This is a genomic window from Dyella silvae (assembly GCF_026421305.1).
Taxonomy (GTDB): Bacteria; Pseudomonadota; Gammaproteobacteria; order Xanthomonadales; family Rhodanobacteraceae; genus Dyella; species Dyella silvae.
In genome coordinates, this window is record NZ_JAPJBQ010000006.1 from 227326 (window position 1) to 250899 (window position 23574).

The window sequence follows — 23574 nt, forward strand, 5'->3', positions numbered from 1 at the left end:
GGATGTTCCAGCCGCGCACCGAACGGCGTACCGTTTTCCACCACTAAAAGCGTCGTCGGACACGTCTATGAAGGGTTTCCGCGGACTGCTCATCACGGCCACCGGCTTGCTTGCGGGCTGCCAGACTGTGCTCATGTCGCCCTCGGGCGACCTTGCGCTGCAGCAGCGCAACCTCATCATTACGTCCACTGTGCTCATGCTGCTCATCATCGTTCCGGTGATCGCGCTGACACTGTTGTTCGCCTGGCATTACCGCGCATCCAACAAGAAAGCCACTTACGATCCCGAGTGGGATCATTCCACCGTGCTGGAGCTGCTGATCTGGTCTGCTCCGCTGCTGATCATCATCGCACTCGGCGCCATCACCTGGGTAAGTACGCACAAGCTCGACCCGTATCGCCCACTCGATCGCCTTGCTGCCGGCCGCCCGGTACCCGCTGAAGCAAAACCGCTGACGGTCAACGTCGTGGCGCTCGACTGGAAATGGTTGTTCATATACCCCGAGCAGGGCATTGCCACCGTGAACGAAATGGCCGCGCCGGTGGATCGCCCCATTCGCTTCAAGATTACGGCCACCTCGGTGATGAATTCGTTCTTCATTCCCGCGCTGGCCGGCCAGATCTACGCCATGCCCGGCATGGAGACCCAGTTGCAGGCGGTGATCAATGCGCCCGGCGAGTTCCAGGGCTTTTCAGCCAACTACAGCGGCAACGGTTTCTCCGGCATGCACTTCGTGTTTCACGGCGTGAGCGAGGCAGAGTTTGCGCAGTGGGTGCAAAAGGCCAGGTCCAGCGGTGGCGACCTCAGTCGTGATGCCTATGTAAAGCTGGCCCAGCCGAGCGAAAACGTGCCAGTGACGTATTACGCCACCGTCGAGCCGGGGCTCTACCGCGCCATTCTTACGCGCTGCGTGGATCCGGAAAGCCGCTCGTGCATGACCCGCGTGGATCTGAGTCCCCATGAATCGGCAGACGCGTCCAGGACCATGCACGTTAACGCGGGCTCGGCCGGTATGGCCGATAGCCCGATGCCGCAACCTCATTCCGACTGATCTCTACCACCGGTGGTGTCCACGATGCTCGCCCATCCCGACCTTGCCAAGCTGATCTTCGGACGCCTCACGCTGGAGGAGCTGCCCCTGCATGTGCCCATCGTGCTGGGCACCTTCGCCGTGGTGGCTCTTGGCGCCATCGTCGTGCTCGGCGCCATCACTTACTTCAAGCTATGGGGCTACCTGTGGCACGAATGGTTCACCAGCATCGATCACAAGAAGATCGGCATCATGTACATGATTCTTGGCTTCGTTATGCTGCTTCGCGGCTTTGCCGACGCCATCATGATGCGCGCGCAGCAGGCGATCTCGTTTGGCGACAACATGGGCTACCTGCCGCCTGAGCATTACGACCAGATTTTCACCGCGCACGGCGTGATCATGATCTTCTTCGTCGCCATGCCCATGGTGACGGGCTTGATGAACTTCGTGATGCCGCTGCAGATCGGCGCGCGCGACGTGGCGTTTCCCTTCCTCAACAACTTCAGCTTCTGGATGACGGTGGCCGGCGCCATGCTGGTCATGGCGTCGCTGTTCATCGGCGAGTTCGCTCGCACCGGCTGGCTCGCCTACCCGCCGTTGTCCGACATCGTCTCCAGCCCCGATGCCGGCGTGGACTACTACATCTGGGCGCTACAGATAGCAGGTGTGGGCACCCTCTTATCGGGCATCAATCTGCTGGTCACCATCGTCAAGATGCGTGCGCCGGGCATGACACTGATGAAAATGCCGGTATTCACCTGGACGGCGTTGTGCACCAACGTGCTTATCGTCGCCGCGTTTCCAGTACTCACCGCGGTGCTGGCGCTGCTGGCGATGGACCGCTACGTGGGCACCAACTTCTTCACTACCGAGCTTGGCGGCAACGCCATGATGTACGTAAACCTCATCTGGATCTGGGGCCATCCGGAGGTTTACATCCTGGTATTGCCTGCGTTCGGCATTTTCTCCGAAGTCACCGCCACCTTCAGCCGCAAACCGCTGTTTGGCTACACCTCGATGGTGTACGCCACGGTGGTGATCACGGTGCTGTCCTACCTGGTGTGGCTGCACCACTTCTTCACCATGGGTTCGGGTGCAAGCGTCAACTCGTTCTTCGGCATCACGACGATGATCATTTCGATCCCCACCGGCGCCAAGATCTTCAACTGGCTGTTCACCATGTACCGGGGCCGCGTGGAATTCGAAGTGCCGATGCTGTGGACCGTGGCCTTCATGGTCACCTTCGTGATCGGCGGCATGACGGGCGTGCTGCTGGCCGTGCCTCCGGCCGATTTCTCGCTGCACAACAGCCTGTTCCTGATCGCGCACTTCCATAACGTGATCATCGGCGGCGTGCTGTTCGGCTTGTTCGCCGGCATTACGTACTGGTTCCCCAAAGCGTTCGGTTTCCGGCTCGACCCCTTCTGGGGCAAGTGCGCATTCTGGTTCTGGGTGGTGGGCTTCTATTTCGCCTTCATGCCGCTGTACATGCTGGGCCTGATGGGCGTGACGCGCCGCCTGAGTCACTTCGAGGATCCCACGCTGCAGATCTGGTTTCTGCTGGCGGCATTCGGCGCCTTCCTGATTTTGCTTGGCATCGGCTGCATGATCACGCAGTTCGTGGTGAGCTTCCGCCGCCGCGAGGCGCTGCGCGATGTCACCGGCGACCCATGGAACGGGCGTACGCTGGAATGGTCCACCTCATCACCACCGCCACCGTACAACTTCGCTTTCACCCCGCGTGTGCACGACCACGATGCGTGGTGGATGATGAAGAAGCACCACTATCAACGTCCGCTGAGCGGCTTCCTGCCCATCCATATGCCGCTCAACACTGGCGCGGGCATCATGCTCGCCGGCCTGAGTTTCGTCTTTGGTTTCGCCATGATCTGGTACATGTGGCTAATTGCAGCCGTGTCGTTTGCGCTGCTGTTGTTGGTAGCCATCGCGCACACCTTCAACTACCACCGCGATTACTACCTTTCGGCCGACGAGGTGAATCGCGTCGAGGCATCCCGTACGGAGCTGCTGGCCCGCCATGTCTGATATCGCTACCACCATGCCCGCCGACGGCGGTCCGGCGCAGCCGCTGGTCTTCCACGAAGCGCAGGATCATCACCCAGAGAACGGCACGCTGCTGGGCTTCTGGATTTACCTGATGAGCGACTGCCTCGTGTTCGCCTGCCTGTTCGCCGCGTACGGTGTACTCGGCCGCGAATACGCAGGCGGCCCCACCGGCAAAGAGGTGTTGGAGCTGCCTACCGTGGCGCTCAACACGACGCTTTTGCTGCTTTCGTCGATCACCTATGGCTTCGCGGTGCTGGAGATGCAGCGTGACCGGCGCAATCCCATGCTGGTCTGGCTGATCATCACCGGTTTGCTCGGAGCCGGCTTCCTCACCATTGAACTGCGGGAGTTTGCACACCTCATCTCGATCGGGGCGGGCCCGCAACGCAGCGCGTTCCTGTCGTCGTTTTTCACCCTGGTGGGCACGCATGGCCTGCACGTGACCTGCGGCATCCTCTGGCTCATCGTGCTGATGATCCAGGTGCTCAAGAAGGGACTGATTCCCGCCAACAAACGCCGGCTGATGTGCCTGTCGATGTTCTGGCACTTTCTCGACGTGGTGTGGGTGGGCGTGTTCAGCTTCGTCTATCTGATGGGAGTGCTGCCATGAGTGCGCATGACGGCGGGCAGCCTGCCCACGACGATCACGGCCACGACGACCTGGGTATCCATGCCACCCTGAAGGGCTACCTCACTGGTTTCGTTCTGGCCTGTGTCCTCACCATCATCCCATTCTGGATCGTGATGAGCGGCGGCTTCGCCAAGTCGAGCACCACGGCGGTGTTCGTGCTGGGCCTCGCCGCCGTGCAGATCGTGGTGCACATGATCTACTTCCTGCACATGAACGCCAAATCCGAAGGCGGCTGGAACATGCTCGCGCTGGTGTTTACCATCGTGCTGGTGGTTATCACGCTGAGCGGGTCGATATGGATCATGTATCACCTCAACAGCAACATGATGCCGACCATGATGGATCCGTCGAACCTGCCTTGACGGTCTTCGCGCAACCTCCATACGTGTAACGCCGATGAATGCTGTTGATGAATCCGGCCGCCAACCGCGCGGCCCCGTAGCGTTGGGCCTGCTGACGCTGCTTGGCGTGGTGCTGTTTGCGGGATTCGTGTCGCTGGGCACGTGGCAGGTTTACCGACTGGCGTGGAAGCGCGACCTGATCGCGCGTGTCGATGCGCGCGTTCATGCCGCACCGGTGGACGCGCCCGGGCGGGCGCAATGGCGTGACGTCAACGCAGCATCATCGGAGTACCGGCATGTGCAATTGCGCGGCACGTTCCTGTATGACCGCCAGACACTGGTATGGACCGCCACCGATCTGGGCAGCGGCTACTGGGTGATGACGCCGCTGCAACAGGCCGACGGCTCGGTCGTGCTGGTGAATCGCGGCTTTGCGCCGGCCGACTGGTGTGGCGCCAAGGACCAGTGCGCCCCGGGCCCCTCGGGCGAAACGACCCTGACGGGCCTGCTGCGCATGAGCGAACCCTCCGGCCTCATCCGTCACAACGACCCTGCGCGCAATAGCTGGTACACCCGCGACGTGCCCGCGATAGCGAATGCCCGGGGGCTGAAGGATGCTGCGCCTTACTTTGTCGACGAGGACGCGGCGCCGGGCACGCTTGACGCCGGCAAACCCGCCTGGCCGCAGGGCGGCCTCACCGTGATCGCGTTTCCCAACAACCACCTCAGCTACCTGATCACCTGGTACGCGCTGGCGCTGATGGTGTTGGGCGCGGGCTTTTACGTGGCGCGCGACGAGTATCGCCAGCGCCGAAAGCCATAATGCTGCGTGTAGGAGCGCACTTGTGCGCTCCTACACAAGAAGCGCTTACATGTGCAGGAACGACTTGCCCTGCTTGAGCACGGTATCGCAGACCTTGGTGGTGAGCTGCGACTTCAGGTCGCTGGAGCCGCCACCGAGCGAATTGAGATCCATGCTCTCGCCATTGCCGCCCTGCAGAATGCCCTTGGCGCCACTGAGGTAGCCCGGGTCGTTGGTAGCACCGCCCGGGGCGGCCGCGCCGCTGTGCGACTTCGATTTGCTGCCGGTCAGCTCACCAAGCATGTCCGAGGCGCTGCTGCCGTGACTTGCGTTACTCGCTGTCGCGCCGGAGCCGCCGCCCAGTTTGCCCATCAGCTGGTTCTGGATACCGGAGGCGCCCGAGTTGCCGCCGAGGTAGTTGTTCTTCACGCAGTACTCGAGCAGGCCGGCCACGTTGCCCATGCTGCCGGACGTCATGGAGCTGCCGCCGGGAATCATGCTGCCGAGCTTGCCCAGGTCCTGCGCGCTGCCGGCGCTGCAGACGAGGCTGAGAGCGACGGCCATGCAGGCCGTACCGATGCTGCCAATGCGCTTGTTCATGAGTTTCCCTCCGTCTAAGAACCTGATTACGTCTTCCCGTAACCCGCGCATTCAATACCTCACATCGTTACGTTTGCGTCATCGCGGCGAGGGTGGTGTACGTTTGCGGTTCAGGTATGCGCCGTCGTGGCGCTGCGCGATCATTCACCCGACCCATGGAAGCTCTGTCCGATGAAACACTATGTGGCCCTCGCCGTGCTGGCGACACTTCTGTCCGGCTGTGCCAGCTCCGGCAGTCTGCGCAACTCCAAGCCCACCGCCGCCTATGAAGGCCGGGGCAGCGTTGCCAACATTGCGTCCTGTGTATCGGAAGCCTGGGGCACCAAGCCCGTGCACCTCGAGTCGTACGTGCTCTACACCGGCACCACCATCGAGATTCACAAGACCGAGAAGAGCCCCACGGTGGCGCTCGTCGATATCAAACCGGTCGCCGATCGTACGGTGGCCACCTATTACTCGAACTTCGACGAGGACGACACCTGGTACTTCAGGCAGGTCGAACAGTGCGTGGAGATCTCAGCGCCCGCGGAATGAACAGGCTGCGGCTGAAGGCATAACCAGCCGCTGGTCCCGTCTGCCATGCCGGTGCGAACCGGCATGGCGCGATGAAGATGGTCAGCGCAACGCCGCCGCTTCCCGCGCCAATTGCTCGATGCCGGCCCAATCGCCGCTATGTAGTTTGTCGGCAGGGGTAAGCCACGAGCCGCCCACGCACACCACGTTTGGCAATGCCAGGAAATCCGGCGCTGTCGCAAGAGTGATGCCGCCGGTGGGGCAGAACTTCATCTGTGGCAGCGGACTGGCCCAGGCGCCGATCAGCTTGTGGCCACCGGCCGGCACGGCAGGGAAGAACTTCACGTGGTGATAGCCGCGCTCCAGCAGCGCCATGACTTCGCTCGCCGTAGCCGTGCCCGGCAATAGCGGCAGCTCGCTGTCGTCAGCCGCATCCAGCAACCCGGGCGATACGCCCGGCGATACCGCAAAACGCGCACCGGCTTTGTAGGCTGCGCGCAGATCCTTCGCGCTGAGTACGGTGCCGACACCCACCACGGCGCCTTCCACTTCCTCAGCAATGGCCTTGATGGCATCGAGCGCCGCAGGCGTGCGCAGCGTCACTTCGATGGCCGGTGTACCACCAGCCACCAAAGCGCGCGCCATCGGCACGGCGGCCCGTGCGTCTTCGATAATCACCACCGGCACCACGGGCGCCAGGCGCAGGGTGGATTCAATCAGCTTCTGCTTCTGTTCGATGCTCATGGTGTTCCGTCAATGTTGAAAGTGTGGCGTTCGCTCAGAACACGCCGGCGCCGAGATCGGCTGACGACGCATTGTTCCGGAACAAGCCGAACAACTCGCGGCCCATGCCGAATCGATGGGAGGAAAGATCCGCCGTAGCCGGCACGCGCGCCGCGAACTCACCGGCTTCCACCAGCACATCCAGCCGCCCATGCACGGCATCCACTCGGACGATGTCACCGTCGCGGATACGCGCGATGGCGCCGTTGTCCTGCGCCTCGGGAGTCACGTGGATGGCGGCGGGCACGCGGCCGGAAGCGCCCGACATGCGGCCGTCGGTGACCAGCGCAATGCGATGGCCGCGATCCTGCAACACCGCCAGGGTCGGAGTGAGCTTGTGCAGCTCCGGCATACCGATCGCCTGCGGACCCTGGAAACGCACCACCGCCACAAAATCACGGTTCAGTTCGCCGCGTTCGAACGCCTTGCGCACATCGTCCTGATCGTGAAACACAATCGCCGGTGCTTCGATGACCAGACGATCGTCCGGCACGGACGACACCTTGATCACCGCACGGCCCAGGTTGCCGTCGAGCATGCGCAAGCCGCCGTCGGCACGGAAGGGCTCGGCCACGCCGCGCAACACGCCGCGATTGCCGCTTTCCTTCGACACCGGCTTCCACACCAGCGCGCCGTTCGTATCCAGCTGCGGCAGCTGTGCGTAGCCGTCCATGCCAGTGCCGAACACCGTACGCACATCGGCATGCATCAGGCCCTGACTCAACAGCTGATCGATCAGGAAACCCATGCCGCCTGCTTCATGGAACTGGTTCACATCGGCGTAGCCGTTGGGATACACGCGCGCCAGCAGCGGAATCACCGACGACAGCGCATCGAAATCGTCCCAGCGAAGCTCGATGCCCGCCGCGCGCGCAATAGCCACCAGATGCAACAGGTGATTCGTGGAGCCGCCGGTGGCGTGCAAACCGATCACGCCATTAACGATGGCGCGCTCGTCGATGATGTGACCCATCGGCAGATACGAGCTGCCCGGCGCACTCAGTTCGGCCACACGCAGTACCGATTCGCGCGTCAGCGCGTCGCGCAACGGCGTATCCGGCGCCACAAAACTCGCACCCGGCAGATGCAAGCCCATAATCTCCATCAGCATCTGATTGGAGTTGGCGGTACCGTAGAACGTGCACGTGCCCGGCGCGTGATAGGACGCCGCCTCGGCCTCCAGCAGCTCGGCTTTGGTGGCCTTGCCTTCTGCGTAAGCCTGGCGGACCTTCGACTTCTGCTCGTTGCTGATGCCGCTCGGCATCGGGCCGCTGGGCACGAACATGCCGGGCAGGTGACCGAAGCTCAACGCACCGATAAGCAGGCCGGGCACGATCTTGTCGCAGATGCCCAGGTAAAGCGCGCCATCGAACATGTCATGCGACAGCGATACGGCCGTCGCCATGGCAATCACGTCGCGCGAGAACAGCGACAATTCCATGCCGGCACGGCCCTGCGTAATGCCATCGCACATCGCGGGCACGCCACCGGCCATCTGCGCAGTAATGCCTGCCTCGCGCGCTACGTTGCGAATCAGCTCGGGGTAACGCTCGTACGGCTGATGCGCCGAGAGCATGTCGTTGTAAGCGTTGATGATGCCGAGATTGGGCGTATGGCCCTCGCGCAGGCGCTGCTTGTCGGTACCGCCGCACGCTGCGAAACCATGCGCGAGATTGCCGCAGGAAAGACGCTCGCGATGCGGACCATTGCCACGAGCGGCGTCGATGCGCCGCAGATAGGCCGTGCGCGACTCGCCGCTGCGCTCACGCAAGCGCTCAGTGACTTCGGCAACGACGGGGTGAAGCACGCTCATGTTCGAACTCCGATAATCAGGCGGCACGCAACCATGCGCGCCATTCATGCAGGTGACGCCAGCGACTCACGGGCACCAGTAGACGGCGACGGGCACTCGCGACTGGGTAAGCACGGCGCGCACAGGAAAGCCTGCCGCTTCGCCCAGGCCAAGGCGCGCATCCGCCAGCAACTGACGCTTCGCTTCGCCCTCGATGTGAAGGAACAACGCACGCGTGTCGAGCAGCGCGGGCAGGGTGAAGGTAATGCGCGGCTCGCCCGCGCCTTCCGCGCGCATGGGCAATACGCGTGCGGCGTTGGTCAGATCCAACGCCTCCGGCAGGCGGTCGCCACCGGGGAAGAACGACGCGGTGTGGCCGTCGTTGCCCATACCAAGCACCACCGCATCGAACGGCAGCGGCAAGGTGGCCATGCGTGCACGCACCACAGCCAGCCCGGCTTCGGGCGTCGGCGCATCCGCGTACAGAGGTACGAACTGCGCGGTGGTAGCTGCGTGCTTCAACAGCAACGCCTTCACCATGCCCGCATTGGAACGCTCATGGCTTTCAGGCACCCAGCGTTCGTCCACCAGCGTGACCTGCACTTTCGACCAATCGAGCATCTGGCGCGATAGCCGCTCAAAGAAATGACGCGGCGTACTGCCACCGGACACGGCCAGCAGCGCCGTATTCCGTTGATCGATACTTTCGCGCAAACGCTCCGCTACCCGCTCCGCCAGCGCTGCGGCGAGCGCCTGGCAATCGCTAAAGCTATGCGTGGTGACGTTCAGAATCTCAGGCATGGTGTGAAGAGAGCAGGGCTACGCGGACGACACGCGCGCGGGGTAGGGAGTTTAGGCACGAACAGGCGATGCACAGGTGAAGCGACTGTGCATCGCGGCGAGTGACGGCAAGCTGCCGTTTACTCACTGTCCTCGTACCAGTTGCGGCCGTCGCGCTCGATCAGCGCCACCGCGGCGCTCGGCCCCCAGGTACCCGACGTGTACTGGCGCGGTGTTTCGCCACTATCCGCCCAGGCAGCCAGAATGGGGTCGGCCCAGCGCCAGGCCGCTTCCACTTCGTCGCGGCGCATGAACAGCGTGGGATTGCCGCGCACCACATCCAGCAGCAGACGCTCGTAAGCGTCGGGCTGCTGTACGCCAAAGGCTTCGGCAAAACTCATGTCGAGCGAGACGTAGCGCAGGCGCAAGCCACCGGGGCCCGGATGCTTGATGGTGACCCACAGCTTGATGTTCTCGTCCGGCTGCAGTCGCAACACCAGACGATTCTGCGCAAGCACGCCCGCCGACGGATCGAAAATGGAGTGCGGCACTTCCTTGAACACCACCACGATCTCGGACACACGCTCCGGCAACCGCTTGCCCGTGCGTAGATAGAACGGCACGCCGGCCCAACGCCAGTTGGCGATCTCGGCCTTCAGCGCCGTAAACGTTTCGGTGTTGGACTTGTGGTCCTTCAGCTCATCCAGATAGCCCGGCACGCCCTGGCCATCCGCTGCGCCCGCGCGATACTGGCCGCGCACTGTGAGCTGCGCCGCGTTGCCGCCATCAATCGGCTTGAGCGAGCGCAGCACCTTGAGCTTCTCATCGCGCACCGCATCGGGCGCCAGCGACGAGGGTGGCTCCATCGCCACCATGCACAGCAGCTGCAGAATATGGTTCTGCACCATGTCGCGCAGCGCGCCGGCATGGTCGTAGTACGCCACGCGCTGGCCCACGCCCAGCGTTTCGGCCACGGTGATCTGCACGTGATCGATGTGTTCGGCATTCCACAGCGGCTCGAACAGCGCATTGCCAAAGCGCAATGCCAACAGGTTCTGCACCGTTTCCTTGCCAAGGTAGTGGTCGATGCGGAAGGTCTGCGATTCGTCGAATACGCGGCCCACAGCGTCATTGATCTGATTGGCGCTCGCCAGATTGCGGCCAATCGGCTTCTCCAGCACCACGCGCGCCTCGCCCTTGTTGAGGCCGTAGCTGCCAAGGCGGTTACAGATATCAACAAACAAGTCTGGCGAGGTGGAGAGGTAGAACACGCGCACGTGATTGGGCTGCTCGCCCATCAGTGTCGCAAACGCGTCCCAACCGTCGTCTTTGCGCGCATCGAGCGAGCGATAACTCACCTGGGGCAAAAACGTATCCACCTTGGAGGCGTCTGCACCGCCTTCCAGCAACGCCTTGCGTATCGTGGTGCGGTAGCCGTCGTCATCGAGGCCTTCGCGCGCGACGCCGATGATGCGGCTGGATCCGGGGATCTGCCCGTCCACAAAGCGGTGATACAGCGCGGGCAGCAGTTTGCGTACGGCGAGGTCGCCGGTTCCACCAAAAATCACCAGGTCAAAAGGGTCGACCGGCTGGGGAGAAGCAGTCACTTCAGTCACCTCAAGGCGATGCGGGGAGCGGCACGTGGCATGCATACCACGTGCAGTGCTCGCTGATCGTACCAGTGTCATACCAGACAACACCAGTTGTTCATTAAGTCCTCGCAAGCGAGGCGCAAGGCCAAAGTACGACCAAAAACTGGTACCGCCAAAAAGCCGCGCCACAACGGCCCATACAGCAAGTGGTATGCCTACTGGTATCTTTTTGGAGTGCGTGGCGACGTGTGAGGGAGCCGCCCCACGCGGGCCTCCGCCCCCGGCTGGCGCATCCTGTGCCTGGGCCGGCGCCGCTCGCAATGGCGATACCAGACCACCACGGCAATATGCCGCGAACGTCGTATCCATCACGTGCAACCCGGCACCGGCAGGCCCGAGTCCACCTGCGGTCGACGTGCCGAGTCATGGCGACACTCAGCCACTGCCCGAACGATGCACCAGTGATCTCGAGTGCAACCGATGCATGCGCTCGACACGCCGTGTCATCCCATGATCGCAACCACGAAACCGACAACGGTCGGTGATGCGCACGTCTTCGTGTCCTACTCACTACGCAGCGCAAGTTTGAGATCTTTCTGATAGTCCCCTCTCTATGCGCCACCTACCATCCCTGTAATCAACTTCACGTCAGAAGTTGCGGTGCAAAGCCCTGGAAGTAGCAGTTCGTGGCGAAGCTCCACATGGTGCACATCGTGCGCGCGGCCCCGCCACGCAGCCAGCAGGCATCGAAGCCAAGCCTCACTCACACCACACAACGCGATGGACTTGAAGGGTCACGGTTATCCGCATGGCCAGCATGCTCGCGCGCCAGGTTGCCACCGACATCGGCTTTGTTTCGGTCGACTTCGACTGAAGCGAAGACATTCGCCGGAGGGCGGATGTTTGCAAACCAACCTGTATTCAAGGAATGTCTACTATGAAGCACATCAAGCTTGCCTCCGCGATCGCCTTTGTCATGGGCGCTGCCGTCTCCGCTTCGTCGTTCGCTGCCCCGGCAGGCAGCGGCGGCACCATCACCTTCACCGGCCAGATCAACGACACCACCTGTACCGTGACTGGCGGCACCGGCACCAACGAGGGTACCGGCAACTTCATCGTTGCGCTGGACCCGGCAGACGCCAACCAGCTGGCCACCGTCGGCGCCACCGCCAACCAGAAGCAGTTCGACGTAATTTTCAGTGGTCCGAACTGCGCGAGCGGCAAGACCGCCTATATGTCCTACATGCTCTCCAGCCCGCAGATCGACGCCGGCACCGGCGCCCTGAAGAACGCGCTGAGCGGCGAAGCCACCAACGTGCAGATCCAGCTGGCTGACAGCAGCAAGACGGCGATTAACCTGGCCAACCCGGGCCAGAGCTGGTCGACCCTCATTGGTGCCACCACCGCGAACACCGGCAAGCTGTCGTTCTTCGCCCAGTACCTGGCCGTCAACGGCCCCGCCACGCCGGGCAAGGTCAGCACGAGCGTCGTGTACTCGGTGGTCTACAACTAATCCGCTTGCGGATCTGTCGTGCACCGGCGGCTTATCGCCGCCGGTGCACTCTTCTCATCAGGTGATGTATGTCCAACGTTTTGCGCTATGCCATGGCAGGCATGCTGGTGATGGCAGGGGTGTTCGCCGCGCGCAGCGAAGCCAGTGTGGTGATTGGCGGCACCCGTGTCATCTATCCCGCCCGGGAAAAAGAAATCACCGTCAAGCTCACCAATGACAGCAGCCGACCGGCGCTTGTGCAGGTGTGGCTCGACGACGGTGATGAGCGATCGACGCCCGACACAGCCAAGGTGCCGTTTACGGTAGCTCCACCCATCTTCCGCATGGAGCCCGGCAAAGGCCAGGCGGTGCGCGTGATGTACACCAAGGAACCGCTGCCTACGGATAAGGAAACCCTTTTCTGGGTCAACGTGCTGGAGGTTCCGCCCAAGGCGGACAACAGCGAAGGCCGCAACCTGCTGCAATTTGCCTTTCGCACGCGCATCAAGTTGCTGTTCCGTCCGGCCGGACTGCCGGGTGACGTCACCGACGCCCCCGACAAACTGAGCTGGACATGGGTGCCCGGCGAAGACGGCAAGGGTTTCGCACTGCGAGTCACCAATCCCACGCCCTACTACGTGAACTTTGCCCGCGTGGACGTTCGCGTCGGCGACCGTGACGTGGGTAACCACGGTGGTGGCATGGTCGCACCGGGTGGTACCTCGACGTTTCCGCTCAAGGACGTCACGACGCGCCCCTCAGGCGAGGTGAAAGCTTCGTTCGGGGTGATCACCGACTACGGCGCCATCAAGGATCTGGTCAAGCCGCTGTCGCCCTGAACGCCTCGATCTTTGTTCGTATCTGCAGGTGCCTCGCGACGCGTGAGGCGCGGGCTCTACGTTGCCTCGTTTACAGGAGTTGTGCATGGGCCGCCGTGTCATCGGATCACAAACAAGCCGTGCTGCGTGGACCATGCTGCGCCTGGCCGTGTTGCCGATGACGATACTCGGCGCTCTGGCGCAGAACACCCATGCGGCTGCCGCAGCGGCACCCGCATCCCCTATAGGAGGTGCGGCGAGCTTTGATACGGATTTCTTTCCGACCGGCATGGCGCCCAAGATGGATATTTCCCGCTTTGAAAAGAGCGGTTATGTCGCGCCGGGCACCTATCGCGGCGATGTGCTGTTCAACGGTGAATGGCGCGCACGTACCGACATCGTCTTTCAATCCGTTCCCGGACAGGACGATTCCCTGCCGTGCTTCGACGCAGACGCATTGGCGCGCTATGGCGTCGACTGGAAGAAAGTCAGGGCGGATACACAGCGCCCGGCGCTCAAGGCCGTGCCTGCTGGCCCGTTCTGCGGTCCGTTGAGTGACTATATTCCGGACGCCAGCTCCAGCTTCGATCCCAGTACCCAAGAGTTGTCGCTGTCGGTGCCGCAGTTCTATACGCGACAGGCCGCGCGTGGCTATGTCGATCCGTCGCAATGGGATGCTGGCATTACCGCTGCCACGTTGTCCTATAACGCCAACGTTTACCGCTCCAACCATAGCGGCAGCGGACTGACCTCCGGGTACCTTGGCATCAACGCGTCGCTCAATGTCGGTTCGTGGCACCTGACGCAGCTCGGCTCGCTGAACTGGGCAAGTCGCGGTGGCACGCATTACCAGAACACAGCCACTTATCTGCAGCACGACATTCCTTCGCTGCAAGCCCAGCTTGCCATTGGCGATACGTATACGACGGGTGCGCTGTTCGACAGCGTGCGCTTGCGCGGCGTCAACCTGATCAGCGATGACCGCATGCTTCCGCAATCCATGCGAGGGTATGCGCCGGTTATTCACGGCGTGGCGGAAACCAACGCCAAAGTCACCATTCGCCAGCGCGGTTACATCATTTACGAAACCAGCGTCGCGCCGGGCCCGTTCTCCATCAACGATTTGTATCCCACCGGTTATGGCGGCGACCTCAATGTCGATATCACGGAAGCTGACGGCCGCATCAAAAGTTTTTCCGTGCCGTTTTCCGCCGTGCCGCAGCTGCTGCGTGCAGGCCAAAGCCAATGGAACATCGTTGCCGGCAAGATTCACCAGCAGAACCTGAAGGACGAGCCGAACTTGATTCAGGCCACTTATCAGCGTGGCCTCAACAACCGTATCACCGGGTATACCGGCGTGGTGATCGCCAGTGGCTACGTGTCGGCACTGGCCGGTGCCGCGCTCAATACCAACATTGGCGCTTTCTCTGCCGACGTTACGCTGGCACGCAACTCCCTGCCCGGCCAGCCTTCCACCGATGGCGCCAGCTTCCGCCTTGGCTACAACAAGAACATCATCGAGACCGGCACCAATTTTGCGGTGGCGGCGTATCGCTATTCGACACCGGGCTTCGTTGGCCTGAGCGATGCCGTGGTGCTTCGCGATGCCGCTGCACGCGGCTACAGCAACGCCCTCACGCAGCGCCAGCGCAGCCGTCTGGACCTGAGCATCAACCAGACACTGGGTGACCGCTACGGCTACCTCTACGTTGCCGGTTCCGTGCGCGACTTTTGGAACCGCTCGGGACGTCAGGTCGACTTCTCCGGCGGCTACAGCAACCGGTGGCGTTCGATCAGCTACAACCTCTCAGTGCAGCGCTCGCGCGACAGCGTGCAGGGCTTCACCATGTCGAACCTGTCGAACCGTATCCCGGGTGCGCCGGATGGTTACATCGTGCCTGTCATCCCAACGCGCCGGGACACCAGCGTGTTCTTCAGCGTTTCGATGCCGCTGGGCCAGACGCTACGCGCACCGTCCTTCAACGCGATGTACAACCACTCCGAGGCGAGTGGCAGCTCGACCATGGCGTCGCTGAGCGGTACGGCCGGTGCGGACAACCGCTTCGCCTATGGCGCGACCATGAGCCATGCGAATGGCAGCAACACCTACAGCCTCAACGGCCAGTACAACGGCAGCAAGGGCAATGTAGCCGCGGGCTACAGCAAGGGCGGCGGCTACCAGCAGTGGAATGCGGGCCTCACCGGCGGCATGGTCGTGCATGCCGGCGGAGTGACGCTGTCGCCGTCGCTGGGCGATACGGTGGGAGTGGTCGACGCACCCGATGCCGCCGGTGCGAGCGTCTCCAGCGCGCAGGGCGCGGTGGTGGATTCACGCGGCTACGCCGTGGTCCCGTACCTGGCGCCGTACGAACTCAATACTGTCGCGCTCGACCCCAAGGGCACCGCCGCAGGTGTGGAGCTGAAGGAAACCACGCAGAGCGTGGCGCCACGTGCGCACTCGGTCGTTCGCCTGCGCTACGAAACATCGAATGGTCGCGCCTTCATGGTGGAAACCATGCTGCCGGACGGACGTCCCGTGCCCTTCGGTGCGGATGTCTTCGACGAGCAAGGCAACAAGATTGGCGTCGCCGGTCAGGCGAGCCGCCTGGTCATCGGCAACATGCCCGAGTCGGGCGTGCTCACCGTGCGCTGGAGCGACGATCCCACCGACAGTTGCCGCATTGCGGTGAATGTTCCCCCATTGGACAAGGCGCATCGCGGCGATCTGGAGTGGGCACAGGTCGCCTGCAAGGGCACGTCCGCGAACACTGGCCAAGCCACCAGCACTACCCATCCGCCCAACGAACCGTCAGTTGGCGGTCCATCGGGCATCCAGGCCGATGAACAGCGCGCGTTGCCTGCATCGCGCGAATCTGACCGTTTTTCCCCTTCGATGAAAACATCCTCGGGTCACGCGACGGCAGGCACGCAAGAGAACTCAGGTCGTCTTTATGAATGACATCCACAGCACATCATCCGCTCGCCTCCGCTTAGGCATCAGGCTTCTGACGTTGCTGCTCCTGCTGATCTGTTCGGGCGCGTGCTGGGCAGGACCCATGAATTACTGCAGGCACCTTATGCCGGTAGGCCCGGACGATTTCGCCATCACGTTTCCCGGTACGGTGACCGTGCAACCCAACGCGCCCGTAGGCCTCGTGCTAGCGACAGCCACTCTGGATACAGGGGCGCGTGGCTACTGGTCATGCGACACGCATGGCGCCCTCGCCCAGACGGGGGTGGGTGTCGCAAGCACGAGCGGCACGTATGTCGACACCTACACCATTGGAGGAAACCCCATGGTGGTGTACAGCACCAATGTTCCCGGGGTGGGGTATGGGCTCTCCTTCACCATGTACAACACCGGCTGTGGTGGCTGGGTGTCCTTCCCGATTAACGTGGTACCCAATGGCTATAGCTGGACCGCCTGCAGGACCATGGGCGTGTTCAATATCGGTGTAAAGATCGAGATCAGCCTGGTCAAAACCGGGCCCATCACTGCGGGCCTGCTGGCACCCGGTCCTATCGGAAAATCGAACGTTTACGACGATGGCGCCGTCCTGACGGATGGTGCCGGCATGTTTCTTTTCCATCTGGCCGGATCGGTGCAGATCAACGATGGATCCGGCACCTGCTCGTTTACCGTACCCGACACCGACCTGGGCACGTATACGGCCGCGTCGTTCACAGGAAGCACGACCAAGCCCTGGTCGGACGCGATCAAAGTCAAGATCGTGAGCTGCTCGCCGGGTATCGACAACATCCACATGAAGTTCCTGGGTACACCGGATGCCAACAATAGCAACTACTTTGCCCCCATCAGCACCTCGGGCAATGTCACCGGTATCGCCATCCAGCTTGCGAACTCTTTCATGGCACCGGCGATTCCCGGTGGCACCCTGGACTGGTCGCGGTCCGTGGTGGGCGACAGCTATAACCTCCGTGCACGCTTCGTGCAGACGCTAGGCAACGTGACTGCCGGTGTCGTGAAAACGCCGATCACCATCCAGTTCACTTATAACTGAGCATCATCCGATGAAACGGAAATCGTTCTATGGCCTGCTGACCTCGATGCTGCTTGTTGCTGCATCGCCAGGCCATGCGCAGTCAGTGACCTTCAACCTTACGGGCAACATCACCCAGGGCACGTGCAACTTCACGATTCCCGACGGCGACCTTGGCACTCATCCAGTCTCGTGGTTTACCGGCAGCCGCGTAACCGCCTGGTCCAATCCCATTGTCATCAAGGCGGTAAGCTGCTCGCCTGATATTCAGAACATCCGCATGACATTCATTGGTACGCCGGATACCAGCAACGGCAGCTACTTTGCGCCTGTAAGCACGTCGGGCAATGTCACGGGTGTGGCCATCGAACTCGGCCAAGCCGGCCCGCTCTTAACCGCCGGGATCAACCCAGGTAGTTCGCTGGACTGGCCACTTGGCACACTTGGAAACTCGTACAGCATCCATGCCCGCTTTACTCAGACCAAGCCCAGCGTGACGCCAGGCGTGGTGAAAACTCCTATCACCGTGCAGTTCACCTACTACTGATAGCCATCAGGAGACGTGCATCCCATGAAACGCCGCGGCTTACCGCTGTTTGCGCTGCTTGCGTTTACTGTCATAGGTGGCGGTGCGCATGCACAGTCAACGACATTCAACGTGTCAGGCACCATTTCGCCCAGCACATGCCAATGGTCCGTCGCTTCCGATGCAGATCGTACGGTGGCGCTGGACCCGATCCAGGCGTCCGCGCTGCCGGCGAGTGGCGCGACAGGATTCAAGGCATTCAGCCTCACCCTGGACCAATGCGATCCAGGTTTGAGCACCGCAACGTTTTCATTCAGCGGCACCCCCGATTCACGCGACCCGCTGCGCTACAAGAACTCCGGCACGGCATCCGGCGTTGCGGTCGAACTGCAATCGACCGACGGCCTCACCATCGGTGCCAATGGCGCCAACAGCACGCGCACCACGGCGATCAGTGCGGGTACGACCTCACTTCCCTTGCGCGCTGCCTACTGGAGAGTGAGTGGCGCCAGCGTTAGCGCCGGCACGGTGAAGTCGGTGGCCACGGTATCCATCAGTTACAACTGATGGCCGCCCGGCCCTGTCGACCGCCATGCCTGCCAATGGCATGCATACCACGTGAGGGTTTTGGTGGGCGAACCAGTCTCATACCAGAGCACACCAGTTTTCCGCTGATCCCGCCATACGCGGCTTCAGCTTAGGAACTAGCCCGCGAAACTGGTAACACCAGATATCGGCGGCCGTGCAACCAATTGCCAAACTGGTATGGTCATTGGTATCGTTCTGGCATGGAAACCGCCCTCGTCAACGAATACCGCCGCCTTAGCCGCGACCCCGCCACCAGCCAGCCGCTGGCCTATCTGCGCTTGCGCCGGGCCATTCGCAACGTGGTGGAGCACCGTGACATCGAGCCAGGGCAGGCGTTGCCGAGCGAACGCGATCTGTCGCGCCTGTTGCAGCTGTCGCGCGTGACAGTACGCAAGGCCATTGCCGGCCTGGTGGAAGAGGGCCTGCTCAACCAGCGTCATGGCGCCGGTACGTTTGTGGCCGAGCGCATCATCAAGCCTATGTCGCGCCTCACCAGCTTCACGGAAGACTTGCGCGCACGCGGCCTGAATCCGCGTTCGGAGTTCTCCGAGCGCATCGTCGGCGAAGTGACGCCGGAAGAATCCATGGCGCTCAACCTCTCGCCCGGCGTGCTGGTGGCACGCCTTCATCGCGTGCGTTATGCCAAGGAAGAGCCGCTCGCCATCGAGCGCAGCGTGGTTCCCGCCAGCATCCTGCCGGACCCCACCATCGTGCACGACTCGCTGTATCAGGTGCTCGAAACGCTCGGCGCTCGCCCTCGCCGCGCACTGCAGCGCCTGCGTGCTGTTTCGCTCGGCGCACAACAAGCGCGCCTGCTGCACGTGCCTGCCGGCAGCGCTGGTCTGAACATCGAACGCCGCAGCTTTCTCGACGACGGCCGCGTGGTGGAGTTCACTACCTCCTGGTATCGCGGCGACATCTACGACTTCGTGGCCGAGCTGCAAACCGATTGATGCATGCGGCGGCACTGCGGTGTTGCCACACTTGCCCCCAGCTACCGTCCTTGGCCGGCGGCGTTTTCAGTCACCACGACTTTGGCTGGTGGTGGTAGTCGATACGTTCGCTGGCCGATCGATGCGGCTTGATGGATAGCTGACCCGGCATCCGGTGACGCCTTCAATCCCAGCGATTGGCATTCTTCGGGAATCCTGGCCGCTGTATCCGGACCACGCAGAACCGTTGCCCGCTGGGCGCTTGCATCACTGTCCAGCGCTCAAGACGATTCACCACGTGCGCACCCAGCTTCTCCAGGCGAGCCACTTCGGCCGGAATGTCATCGGTCTCGATATCGATATGGACGCGGCTTTCGTGCGACACGCGCTGAATCTGCACGATGGGTTCGTCGTCCGGCGTGGCCAGCATGCGGTAGTTGCCGCGCGTACCCGGGTGATCCATGTCGACCGGACGACCCAACGCATCGGCCCAGAACCGGGCCGCCTCGTCGATATCCGGCGTGTTGCAATCGATGAGCAACGCGCAAAGACGAGAGTGATGCATAACGTCCTCCTTCGAGCTGAGTCGTGAAGAAAGCAACGACGCGGCCACCGGGGACTGATTCACCATCGCTCGAACGCCTTGAGCAGATCAGAGGCTCCGCATCGCTGCGGAGCCTCTGGTTCACTCAGTGCTTCTGCTCCGCCGGTGTAGGCGTGCCGATAAAGCCGTGTCGCTGGCCTTTCGTATCGATGTATTCGCCGGAGACCACGCCAAAGTTGTTTATGGTGGTGACAAGTACCTCCACCGTGCCCGGCATATCAAGTGACTGGAACTTGCCGTTCGACTCGACAAACGAATGGAGTGGGCTGTTGGGGCTCCAGTAGTAGCCGGCGATCTGACCCACGTCGTTGATCGCGAAAGCTACCGTATAGGCCGCGCCAGGTACGTCGAGCGTGGTGATCTTGCCTTCCGCGTCGCGGAAAAAGCCGTGCGGCTGGGGCGCCTTGGGGTTGGTGTCCCAGTAGCCGACGGATTCGCCCAGATCATTGAGCCCCAGCGGATAGGTTTCGGCTGCGCCTGCGACGTCAAAGGGCGTATCCCAGTTCTCGCCGCGACGCAGAATGCCGTGGAAGGCGCCATCCGCATCCCAGTAGACACCCAGAATGGTGCCGAACTCGTTGATGCCGTCGACGTTCGAATTGAGGTGGCCCGGAAAGTCCTCGGTTTTGAGGTGACCGCTACGCGAAATAAAACCGTGCTGAATACCCGAGGCGTCTGCGTAGGCGCCGTAGGTCACACCCCGATCATTGGGGCCACCGGCGGCACTGAAGTACGTGCCCAACTGGGCGGGGTCGAGCATTTCAAAATGGCCATGGCGATACACCATCGCGTGCGACGTGCCGCCGTTCATGGCGAACTGGCCCGCCAGCTCACCGAAATCGTTGATGCCCCAGAAAATCGTCTGCGACGAACCGGGGTAGTCGAGTGACTGAAAGGTGTAAGCGGCAGGGGTGACGGGCGATGCGGCAGGGCTATCGCCTGCCATGGCAACACCGGTAAGGCTGGCGAAGGCCAACGTCACAAGACCCGCGGCCCTGCTGAGGCGACCGTACCTGGCACGATGATTCGACATGATCTCTGTCCTCTATGGATGCGACGGGCGATGGCATTCCCAGGGTCTGCGGCCGTTCAAAACGGCACCATCTGCCTATACAGCGCAAAAGAGGGGCAAGTACCGACACGATGAGGCTGATGAATATCGACGAGGGCCGCCTTGCGTCTCGAGCGGCCAGGTTTCGCGTCAACCCGACGGCAAAGCCGTACTGGCCGCGGGAGCGGCGCCCTTGGTACGACGCTGTTCCAGCCACTGCAGGGTACGTTGCAACCACGCGCCTGCCTGGTGCGGGTTCCACACAAAGGTCGCCACACTTCGTGGCGGCATGGTGTACTCGAAGCGGAACTGTCCCTCGGCCACCGACACCTGGCGCGCGTCCGTTGCGCTGTTCGCCATCACCAGCACGATGGATCCGCCGGAGGCGTTCTGAAAGGCCACATTGTCGAGGCCATTGTCGGTTTCGGTGGAGCCCACCCGGACGGCACCGGGCAAGACAAAGCTGCTGAAGTGCGCCAACGCGTAGTACTCGTCGTTGCGGCTCACATCTCCCGTCGCCGAGTCGATGGTGATCACGCCCTTGCAGGCTGCGCAGCCTCCGAAATGCGGCCCGTGGTTCTCATCGAGCGCAAGGTTCCAGTACACCACGCCGCGCGCCCACTGCCTGATGCCTGTAATCAACAGGTTTCGTGAAAACCAGAGCAATTCGCCGTTCTTGCTGGACGCCCAATCGCCGCCCGAGCACTCGGTGATGTAGACATCTTTCCGTGGGTACGCACGATGCACGCGGCTCTGTGCGTATTGACTGCCTTCATAGCAATGCCACGCAACGCCATCGATGTAGCGCGCCGCGTCGGGATCGGCCAGCACACTCAACGGTTGCTCGGGCTGATTCCAGTTGTGATCCCATTCCAGAATGTGTGTCGCTGGCTTGCGGCCTGCCAGCTTCGGGCCAAGGTATTGCCCCACGACGCGCGCCCGCGTTGCGGCAGGCATTTCCATACCCGGGTACGTCACCGGCGTAAAGCTGGGCTCGTTCTGCAAGGTCAGCGCGGCGATGGGAATGCCATACCCACGATACGTGTCGAGGTACTTGATGAGATAGTCCGCATAGGTACTTTCGTACTGCTCCAGCAACTCCCCGCCAATCAGGTTTTCGCTGGTCTTCATCCACGCGGGCGCGCTCCACGACGACGCGATGATGAGCAGCCCTGGACGGATCGCGAGCACCTCACGCACGACCGGTATCACGTCGGCAAGATTGGCGGTGACATTGAAATGGGCCAATGACGGATCGGTCTGGCCAAAGGGAACATCATCCAGGGTGTAGGGCTTCAACGAGAAGTCCGAGGCCCCGATGGTCAGACGCATCATGTTGAGATTGAGGCTGGGCGGCGGACCATACAGCTCGTGCAACAAGGCACTCCGCTGCTGCGCGGTCAGCTTGTTCTGCAGCAACCACGCCGATGAGTCCGTCATCGCGGCCCCGAAACCGGTCATGGTTTGATAGGTCCGATTGACATCGATGACCACATCGGCGGGCAACGTGCCTCGGGCGCTCAACGCAATATCCGGCTGCCGCATAAGTTTCAGCCTGCGATCGCCCGTGCTAACCCACAGCGCCACGGCGGGCGTAAGTGGCCGCGCCGAAGGAATAGCCCTGGTCGCTATCGCAGGATGTTCAAAGCGCGGCAAGAAAAAGACAGCCAGCGTGATCAAGGAGAGCAGCGCGACGAAAACAGCAGTGGCGCGGCTGGAGCCTGAACTACGCTCATCCATGTCGTGCACGTCGCCCATCGCTCACATGGCTGTTCTCTTGCATCACAAAGCTACCGGGCTTCCGCTTCAAAAAAGGGTGTACGTCCAACACTCGGAGCCGAATCATCGGCGGCCCGGACGCGCTTTCCGCGTGTCCACTATAGACGCCTGAGTGCGAGGCGTGTTGCGTGGCATCCAGACTTTATCGGCACGCGACCCGCCGCACGTCGCCCTGAGGAAGCCCACGACCGGATCTGTGATCACGTCGCGCATTTGAATACATGGATGCGCAAGACATCAGTCGCGGGCTTTGACGCTTGAAGGAAGGACGACGAAGTCGTGTGTTCTTTCCAGGGACTCCATCGCCGCAAGAAGTGCCGGAGGCGGGGCGATGAGCTTGCGCGCGTTGAGGTCCAACCATCCTCCAGCGCTTGTCACCCGCGCGCTGAGCTTTCCGTCAGGCCGGAATATCTCGTGCCGCAGAAGGAACCGGCTGCCATCGTCAGAGTGGCCAGCAATCGCGTAAGTCACAGTGATCTGCTGTTGCAGGCCGATCTCCTTGAAGTATTCCACTTCGTCCTTCATGACCACCGGGCCGATCTTCAGGCGCACAAACTCTTCCATGGGAAAGCCATGTTCCATCAAGAACATCTGTCGCACGTCGGCGGTCTTATCCAGGTACGCCGTATTCCGCATGTGGGAGTTGAAGTCCATGTCGCCCCAGCCTGCATAGAGGGTCTTCGTGTACATGCACGTGCTCCAGCGGGTATGAATGGCTGGGCGTGGATTATACCGGCCGTGCCATGCGGCGGCCCCAAGGAAATGGCGCTCTCCTTCACGCGAATTTCTCGTTTGCCTGTGCTCGCCGTTGCCTCCATGGCGCCCCTTAAAAGTCAGCTTTTAAGCGTG

22 protein-coding genes are annotated in these 23574 nt (G+C 62.0%); 13 read left to right on the forward strand and 9 right to left on the reverse strand.

The features are described 5' to 3' along the window. Window positions 1-67: 67 nt before the first annotated feature. Genes cyoA through OQE56_RS15215 form a run of 5 tightly spaced genes read left to right on the forward strand, consistent with a single transcriptional unit; the run spans window position 68 to window position 4895 of the window. The gene (cyoA, locus tag OQE56_RS15195) at window positions 68-1051 is read left to right on the forward strand and encodes a ubiquinol oxidase subunit II (RefSeq protein WP_267225481.1); all 984 of its coding nucleotides are present in this window, start codon (window positions 68-70) and stop codon (window positions 1049-1051) included. Between the two features lie 54 nt (window positions 1052-1105). Beyond that, on the forward strand, window positions 1106-3079 hold the full coding sequence (gene cyoB / locus OQE56_RS15200; protein WP_267225556.1) for a cytochrome o ubiquinol oxidase subunit I: 1974 nt from the start codon (window positions 1106-1108) through the stop codon (window positions 3077-3079). Beyond that, entirely contained in the window at window positions 3072-3710 is a 639-nt protein-coding gene (cyoC, locus tag OQE56_RS15205; RefSeq protein WP_425601634.1) for a cytochrome o ubiquinol oxidase subunit III, read from the forward strand. Before cyoB ends, cyoC begins: the two co-directional genes overlap by 8 nt. Continuing rightward, on the forward strand, window positions 3707-4093 hold the full coding sequence (cyoD, locus tag OQE56_RS15210) for a cytochrome o ubiquinol oxidase subunit IV (RefSeq protein ID WP_267225482.1): 387 nt from the start codon (window positions 3707-3709) through the stop codon (window positions 4091-4093). Before cyoC ends, cyoD begins: the two co-directional genes overlap by 4 nt. Before the next feature lie 34 nt (window positions 4094-4127). After that, window positions 4128-4895, forward strand: a complete 768-nt coding sequence (locus OQE56_RS15215; protein WP_267225483.1) for an SURF1 family protein — start codon at window positions 4128-4130, stop codon at window positions 4893-4895. Between the two features lie 45 nt (window positions 4896-4940). Here OQE56_RS15215 and OQE56_RS15220 read toward each other — a convergent pair whose 3' ends face one another. Further along, on the reverse strand, window positions 4941-5474 hold the full coding sequence (locus tag OQE56_RS15220) for a DUF2501 domain-containing protein (RefSeq protein ID WP_267225484.1): 534 nt from the start codon (window positions 5472-5474) through the stop codon (window positions 4941-4943). A gap of 171 nt (window positions 5475-5645) precedes the next feature. Here OQE56_RS15220 and OQE56_RS15225 point away from each other — a divergent pair, with 171 nt between their 5' ends. Next, window positions 5646-6008 (forward strand): putative periplasmic lipoprotein, encoded by a 363-nt coding sequence (locus OQE56_RS15225; protein WP_267225485.1) that lies wholly within the window; start codon window positions 5646-5648, stop codon window positions 6006-6008. An 81-nt stretch (window positions 6009-6089) separates the two neighbouring features. Here OQE56_RS15225 and eda read toward each other — a convergent pair whose 3' ends face one another. The 4 genes from eda to zwf form a co-directional block, all read right to left on the reverse strand. Next, window positions 6090-6731, reverse strand: coding sequence for a bifunctional 4-hydroxy-2-oxoglutarate aldolase/2-dehydro-3-deoxy-phosphogluconate aldolase (gene eda, locus OQE56_RS15230; RefSeq protein WP_267225486.1), 642 nt, complete (start codon window positions 6729-6731; stop codon window positions 6090-6092). Window positions 6732-6765: 34 nt separating this feature from the next. After that, entirely contained in the window at window positions 6766-8583 is a 1818-nt protein-coding gene (gene edd, locus OQE56_RS15235) for a phosphogluconate dehydratase (RefSeq protein ID WP_267225487.1), read from the reverse strand. Window positions 8584-8649: 66 nt separating this feature from the next. Next, entirely contained in the window at window positions 8650-9363 is a 714-nt protein-coding gene (pgl, locus tag OQE56_RS15240; protein WP_267225488.1) for a 6-phosphogluconolactonase, read from the reverse strand. 119 nt (window positions 9364-9482) lie between these two features. Further along, window positions 9483-10949 carry a glucose-6-phosphate dehydrogenase gene (zwf, locus tag OQE56_RS15245; RefSeq protein ID WP_267225489.1) on the reverse strand — a complete coding sequence of 489 codons (1467 nt, stop codon included), beginning with the start codon at window positions 10947-10949 and terminating at the stop codon, window positions 9483-9485. Window positions 10950-11871: 922 nt separating this feature from the next. Here zwf and OQE56_RS15250 point away from each other — a divergent pair. The 7 genes from OQE56_RS15250 (at window position 11872) to OQE56_RS15280 (ending at window position 19312) form a co-directional block, all read left to right on the forward strand. Continuing rightward, the gene (locus tag OQE56_RS15250) at window positions 11872-12447 is read left to right on the forward strand and encodes a fimbrial protein (protein ID WP_267225490.1); all 576 of its coding nucleotides are present in this window, start codon (window positions 11872-11874) and stop codon (window positions 12445-12447) included. Window positions 12448-12515: 68 nt separating this feature from the next. After that, window positions 12516-13265 carry a fimbrial biogenesis chaperone gene (locus tag OQE56_RS15255; RefSeq protein WP_267225491.1) on the forward strand — a complete coding sequence of 250 codons (750 nt, stop codon included), beginning with the start codon at window positions 12516-12518 and terminating at the stop codon, window positions 13263-13265. An 85-nt stretch (window positions 13266-13350) separates the two neighbouring features. Next, the gene (locus tag OQE56_RS15260; protein ID WP_267225492.1) at window positions 13351-16203 is read left to right on the forward strand and encodes a fimbria/pilus outer membrane usher protein; all 2853 of its coding nucleotides are present in this window, start codon (window positions 13351-13353) and stop codon (window positions 16201-16203) included. 97 nt (window positions 16204-16300) lie between these two features. After that, window positions 16301-17266, forward strand: a complete 966-nt coding sequence (locus OQE56_RS15265; protein WP_267225493.1) for a fimbrial protein — start codon at window positions 16301-16303, stop codon at window positions 17264-17266. Window positions 17267-17276: 10 nt separating this feature from the next. Then, window positions 17277-17792 carry a fimbrial protein gene (locus tag OQE56_RS15270; protein WP_267225494.1) on the forward strand — a complete coding sequence of 172 codons (516 nt, stop codon included), beginning with the start codon at window positions 17277-17279 and terminating at the stop codon, window positions 17790-17792. 24 nt (window positions 17793-17816) lie between these two features. Continuing rightward, on the forward strand, window positions 17817-18338 hold the full coding sequence (locus tag OQE56_RS15275; RefSeq protein ID WP_267225495.1) for a fimbrial protein: 522 nt from the start codon (window positions 17817-17819) through the stop codon (window positions 18336-18338). Window positions 18339-18559: 221 nt separating this feature from the next. After that, window positions 18560-19312, forward strand: coding sequence for a GntR family transcriptional regulator (locus tag OQE56_RS15280; RefSeq protein WP_267225496.1), 753 nt, complete (start codon window positions 18560-18562; stop codon window positions 19310-19312). A 163-nt stretch (window positions 19313-19475) separates the two neighbouring features. Here OQE56_RS15280 and OQE56_RS15285 read toward each other — a convergent pair whose 3' ends face one another. The 4 genes from OQE56_RS15285 to OQE56_RS15300 form a co-directional block, all read right to left on the reverse strand. Then, entirely contained in the window at window positions 19476-19856 is a 381-nt protein-coding gene (locus OQE56_RS15285) for a VOC family protein (RefSeq protein WP_267225497.1), read from the reverse strand. A 124-nt stretch (window positions 19857-19980) separates the two neighbouring features. Then, window positions 19981-20928: a hypothetical protein gene (locus tag OQE56_RS15290; RefSeq protein ID WP_267225498.1), complete on the reverse strand. Its 948-nt coding sequence runs from the start codon at window positions 20926-20928 to the stop codon at window positions 19981-19983. Between the two features lie 168 nt (window positions 20929-21096). Further along, entirely contained in the window at window positions 21097-22686 is a 1590-nt protein-coding gene (locus OQE56_RS15295; protein WP_425601635.1) for a glycoside hydrolase family 30 protein, read from the reverse strand. 276 nt (window positions 22687-22962) lie between these two features. Continuing rightward, a complete protein-coding gene (locus OQE56_RS15300) occupies window positions 22963-23415 on the reverse strand; it encodes a thioesterase family protein (protein ID WP_267225499.1) in 453 nt (150 codons plus the stop codon). Window positions 23416-23574 lie beyond the last annotated feature (159 nt).

Coding starts and splice junctions, on each gene's coding strand:
- OQE56_RS15280 (WP_267225496.1), top strand. CDS start 18,560: ATGGAAACCGCCCTCGTCAACGAATACCGCCGCCTTAGCCGCGACCCC.
- OQE56_RS15290 (WP_267225498.1), bottom strand. CDS start 20,928: ATGTCGAATCATCGTGCCAGGTACGGTCGCCTCAGCAGGGCCGCGGGT.
- OQE56_RS15275 (WP_267225495.1), top strand. CDS start 17,817: ATGAAACGCCGCGGCTTACCGCTGTTTGCGCTGCTTGCGTTTACTGTC.
- OQE56_RS15265 (WP_267225493.1), top strand. CDS start 16,301: ATGAATTACTGCAGGCACCTTATGCCGGTAGGCCCGGACGATTTCGCC.
- cyoD (WP_267225482.1), top strand. CDS start 3,707: ATGAGTGCGCATGACGGCGGGCAGCCTGCCCACGACGATCACGGCCAC.
- edd (WP_267225487.1), bottom strand. CDS start 8,583: ATGAGCGTGCTTCACCCCGTCGTTGCCGAAGTCACTGAGCGCTTGCGT.
- OQE56_RS15260 (WP_267225492.1), top strand. CDS start 13,351: ATGGGCCGCCGTGTCATCGGATCACAAACAAGCCGTGCTGCGTGGACC.
- OQE56_RS15285 (WP_267225497.1), bottom strand. CDS start 19,856: ATGCATCACTCTCGTCTTTGCGCGTTGCTCATCGATTGCAACACGCCG.
- OQE56_RS15215 (WP_267225483.1), top strand. CDS start 4,128: ATGAATGCTGTTGATGAATCCGGCCGCCAACCGCGCGGCCCCGTAGCG.
- eda (WP_267225486.1), bottom strand. CDS start 6,731: ATGAGCATCGAACAGAAGCAGAAGCTGATTGAATCCACCCTGCGCCTG.
- cyoA (WP_267225481.1), top strand. CDS start 68: ATGAAGGGTTTCCGCGGACTGCTCATCACGGCCACCGGCTTGCTTGCG.
- OQE56_RS15255 (WP_267225491.1), top strand. CDS start 12,516: ATGTCCAACGTTTTGCGCTATGCCATGGCAGGCATGCTGGTGATGGCA.
- OQE56_RS15225 (WP_267225485.1), top strand. CDS start 5,646: ATGAAACACTATGTGGCCCTCGCCGTGCTGGCGACACTTCTGTCCGGC.
- OQE56_RS15250 (WP_267225490.1), top strand. CDS start 11,872: ATGAAGCACATCAAGCTTGCCTCCGCGATCGCCTTTGTCATGGGCGCT.
- OQE56_RS15270 (WP_267225494.1), top strand. CDS start 17,277: ATGAAACGGAAATCGTTCTATGGCCTGCTGACCTCGATGCTGCTTGTT.
- OQE56_RS15295 (WP_425601635.1), bottom strand. CDS start 22,686: ATGGATGAGCGTAGTTCAGGCTCCAGCCGCGCCACTGCTGTTTTCGTC.
- OQE56_RS15220 (WP_267225484.1), bottom strand. CDS start 5,474: ATGAACAAGCGCATTGGCAGCATCGGTACGGCCTGCATGGCCGTCGCT.
- cyoC (WP_425601634.1), top strand. CDS start 3,072: ATGTCTGATATCGCTACCACCATGCCCGCCGACGGCGGTCCGGCGCAG.
- pgl (WP_267225488.1), bottom strand. CDS start 9,363: ATGCCTGAGATTCTGAACGTCACCACGCATAGCTTTAGCGATTGCCAG.
- OQE56_RS15300 (WP_267225499.1), bottom strand. CDS start 23,415: ATGTACACGAAGACCCTCTATGCAGGCTGGGGCGACATGGACTTCAAC.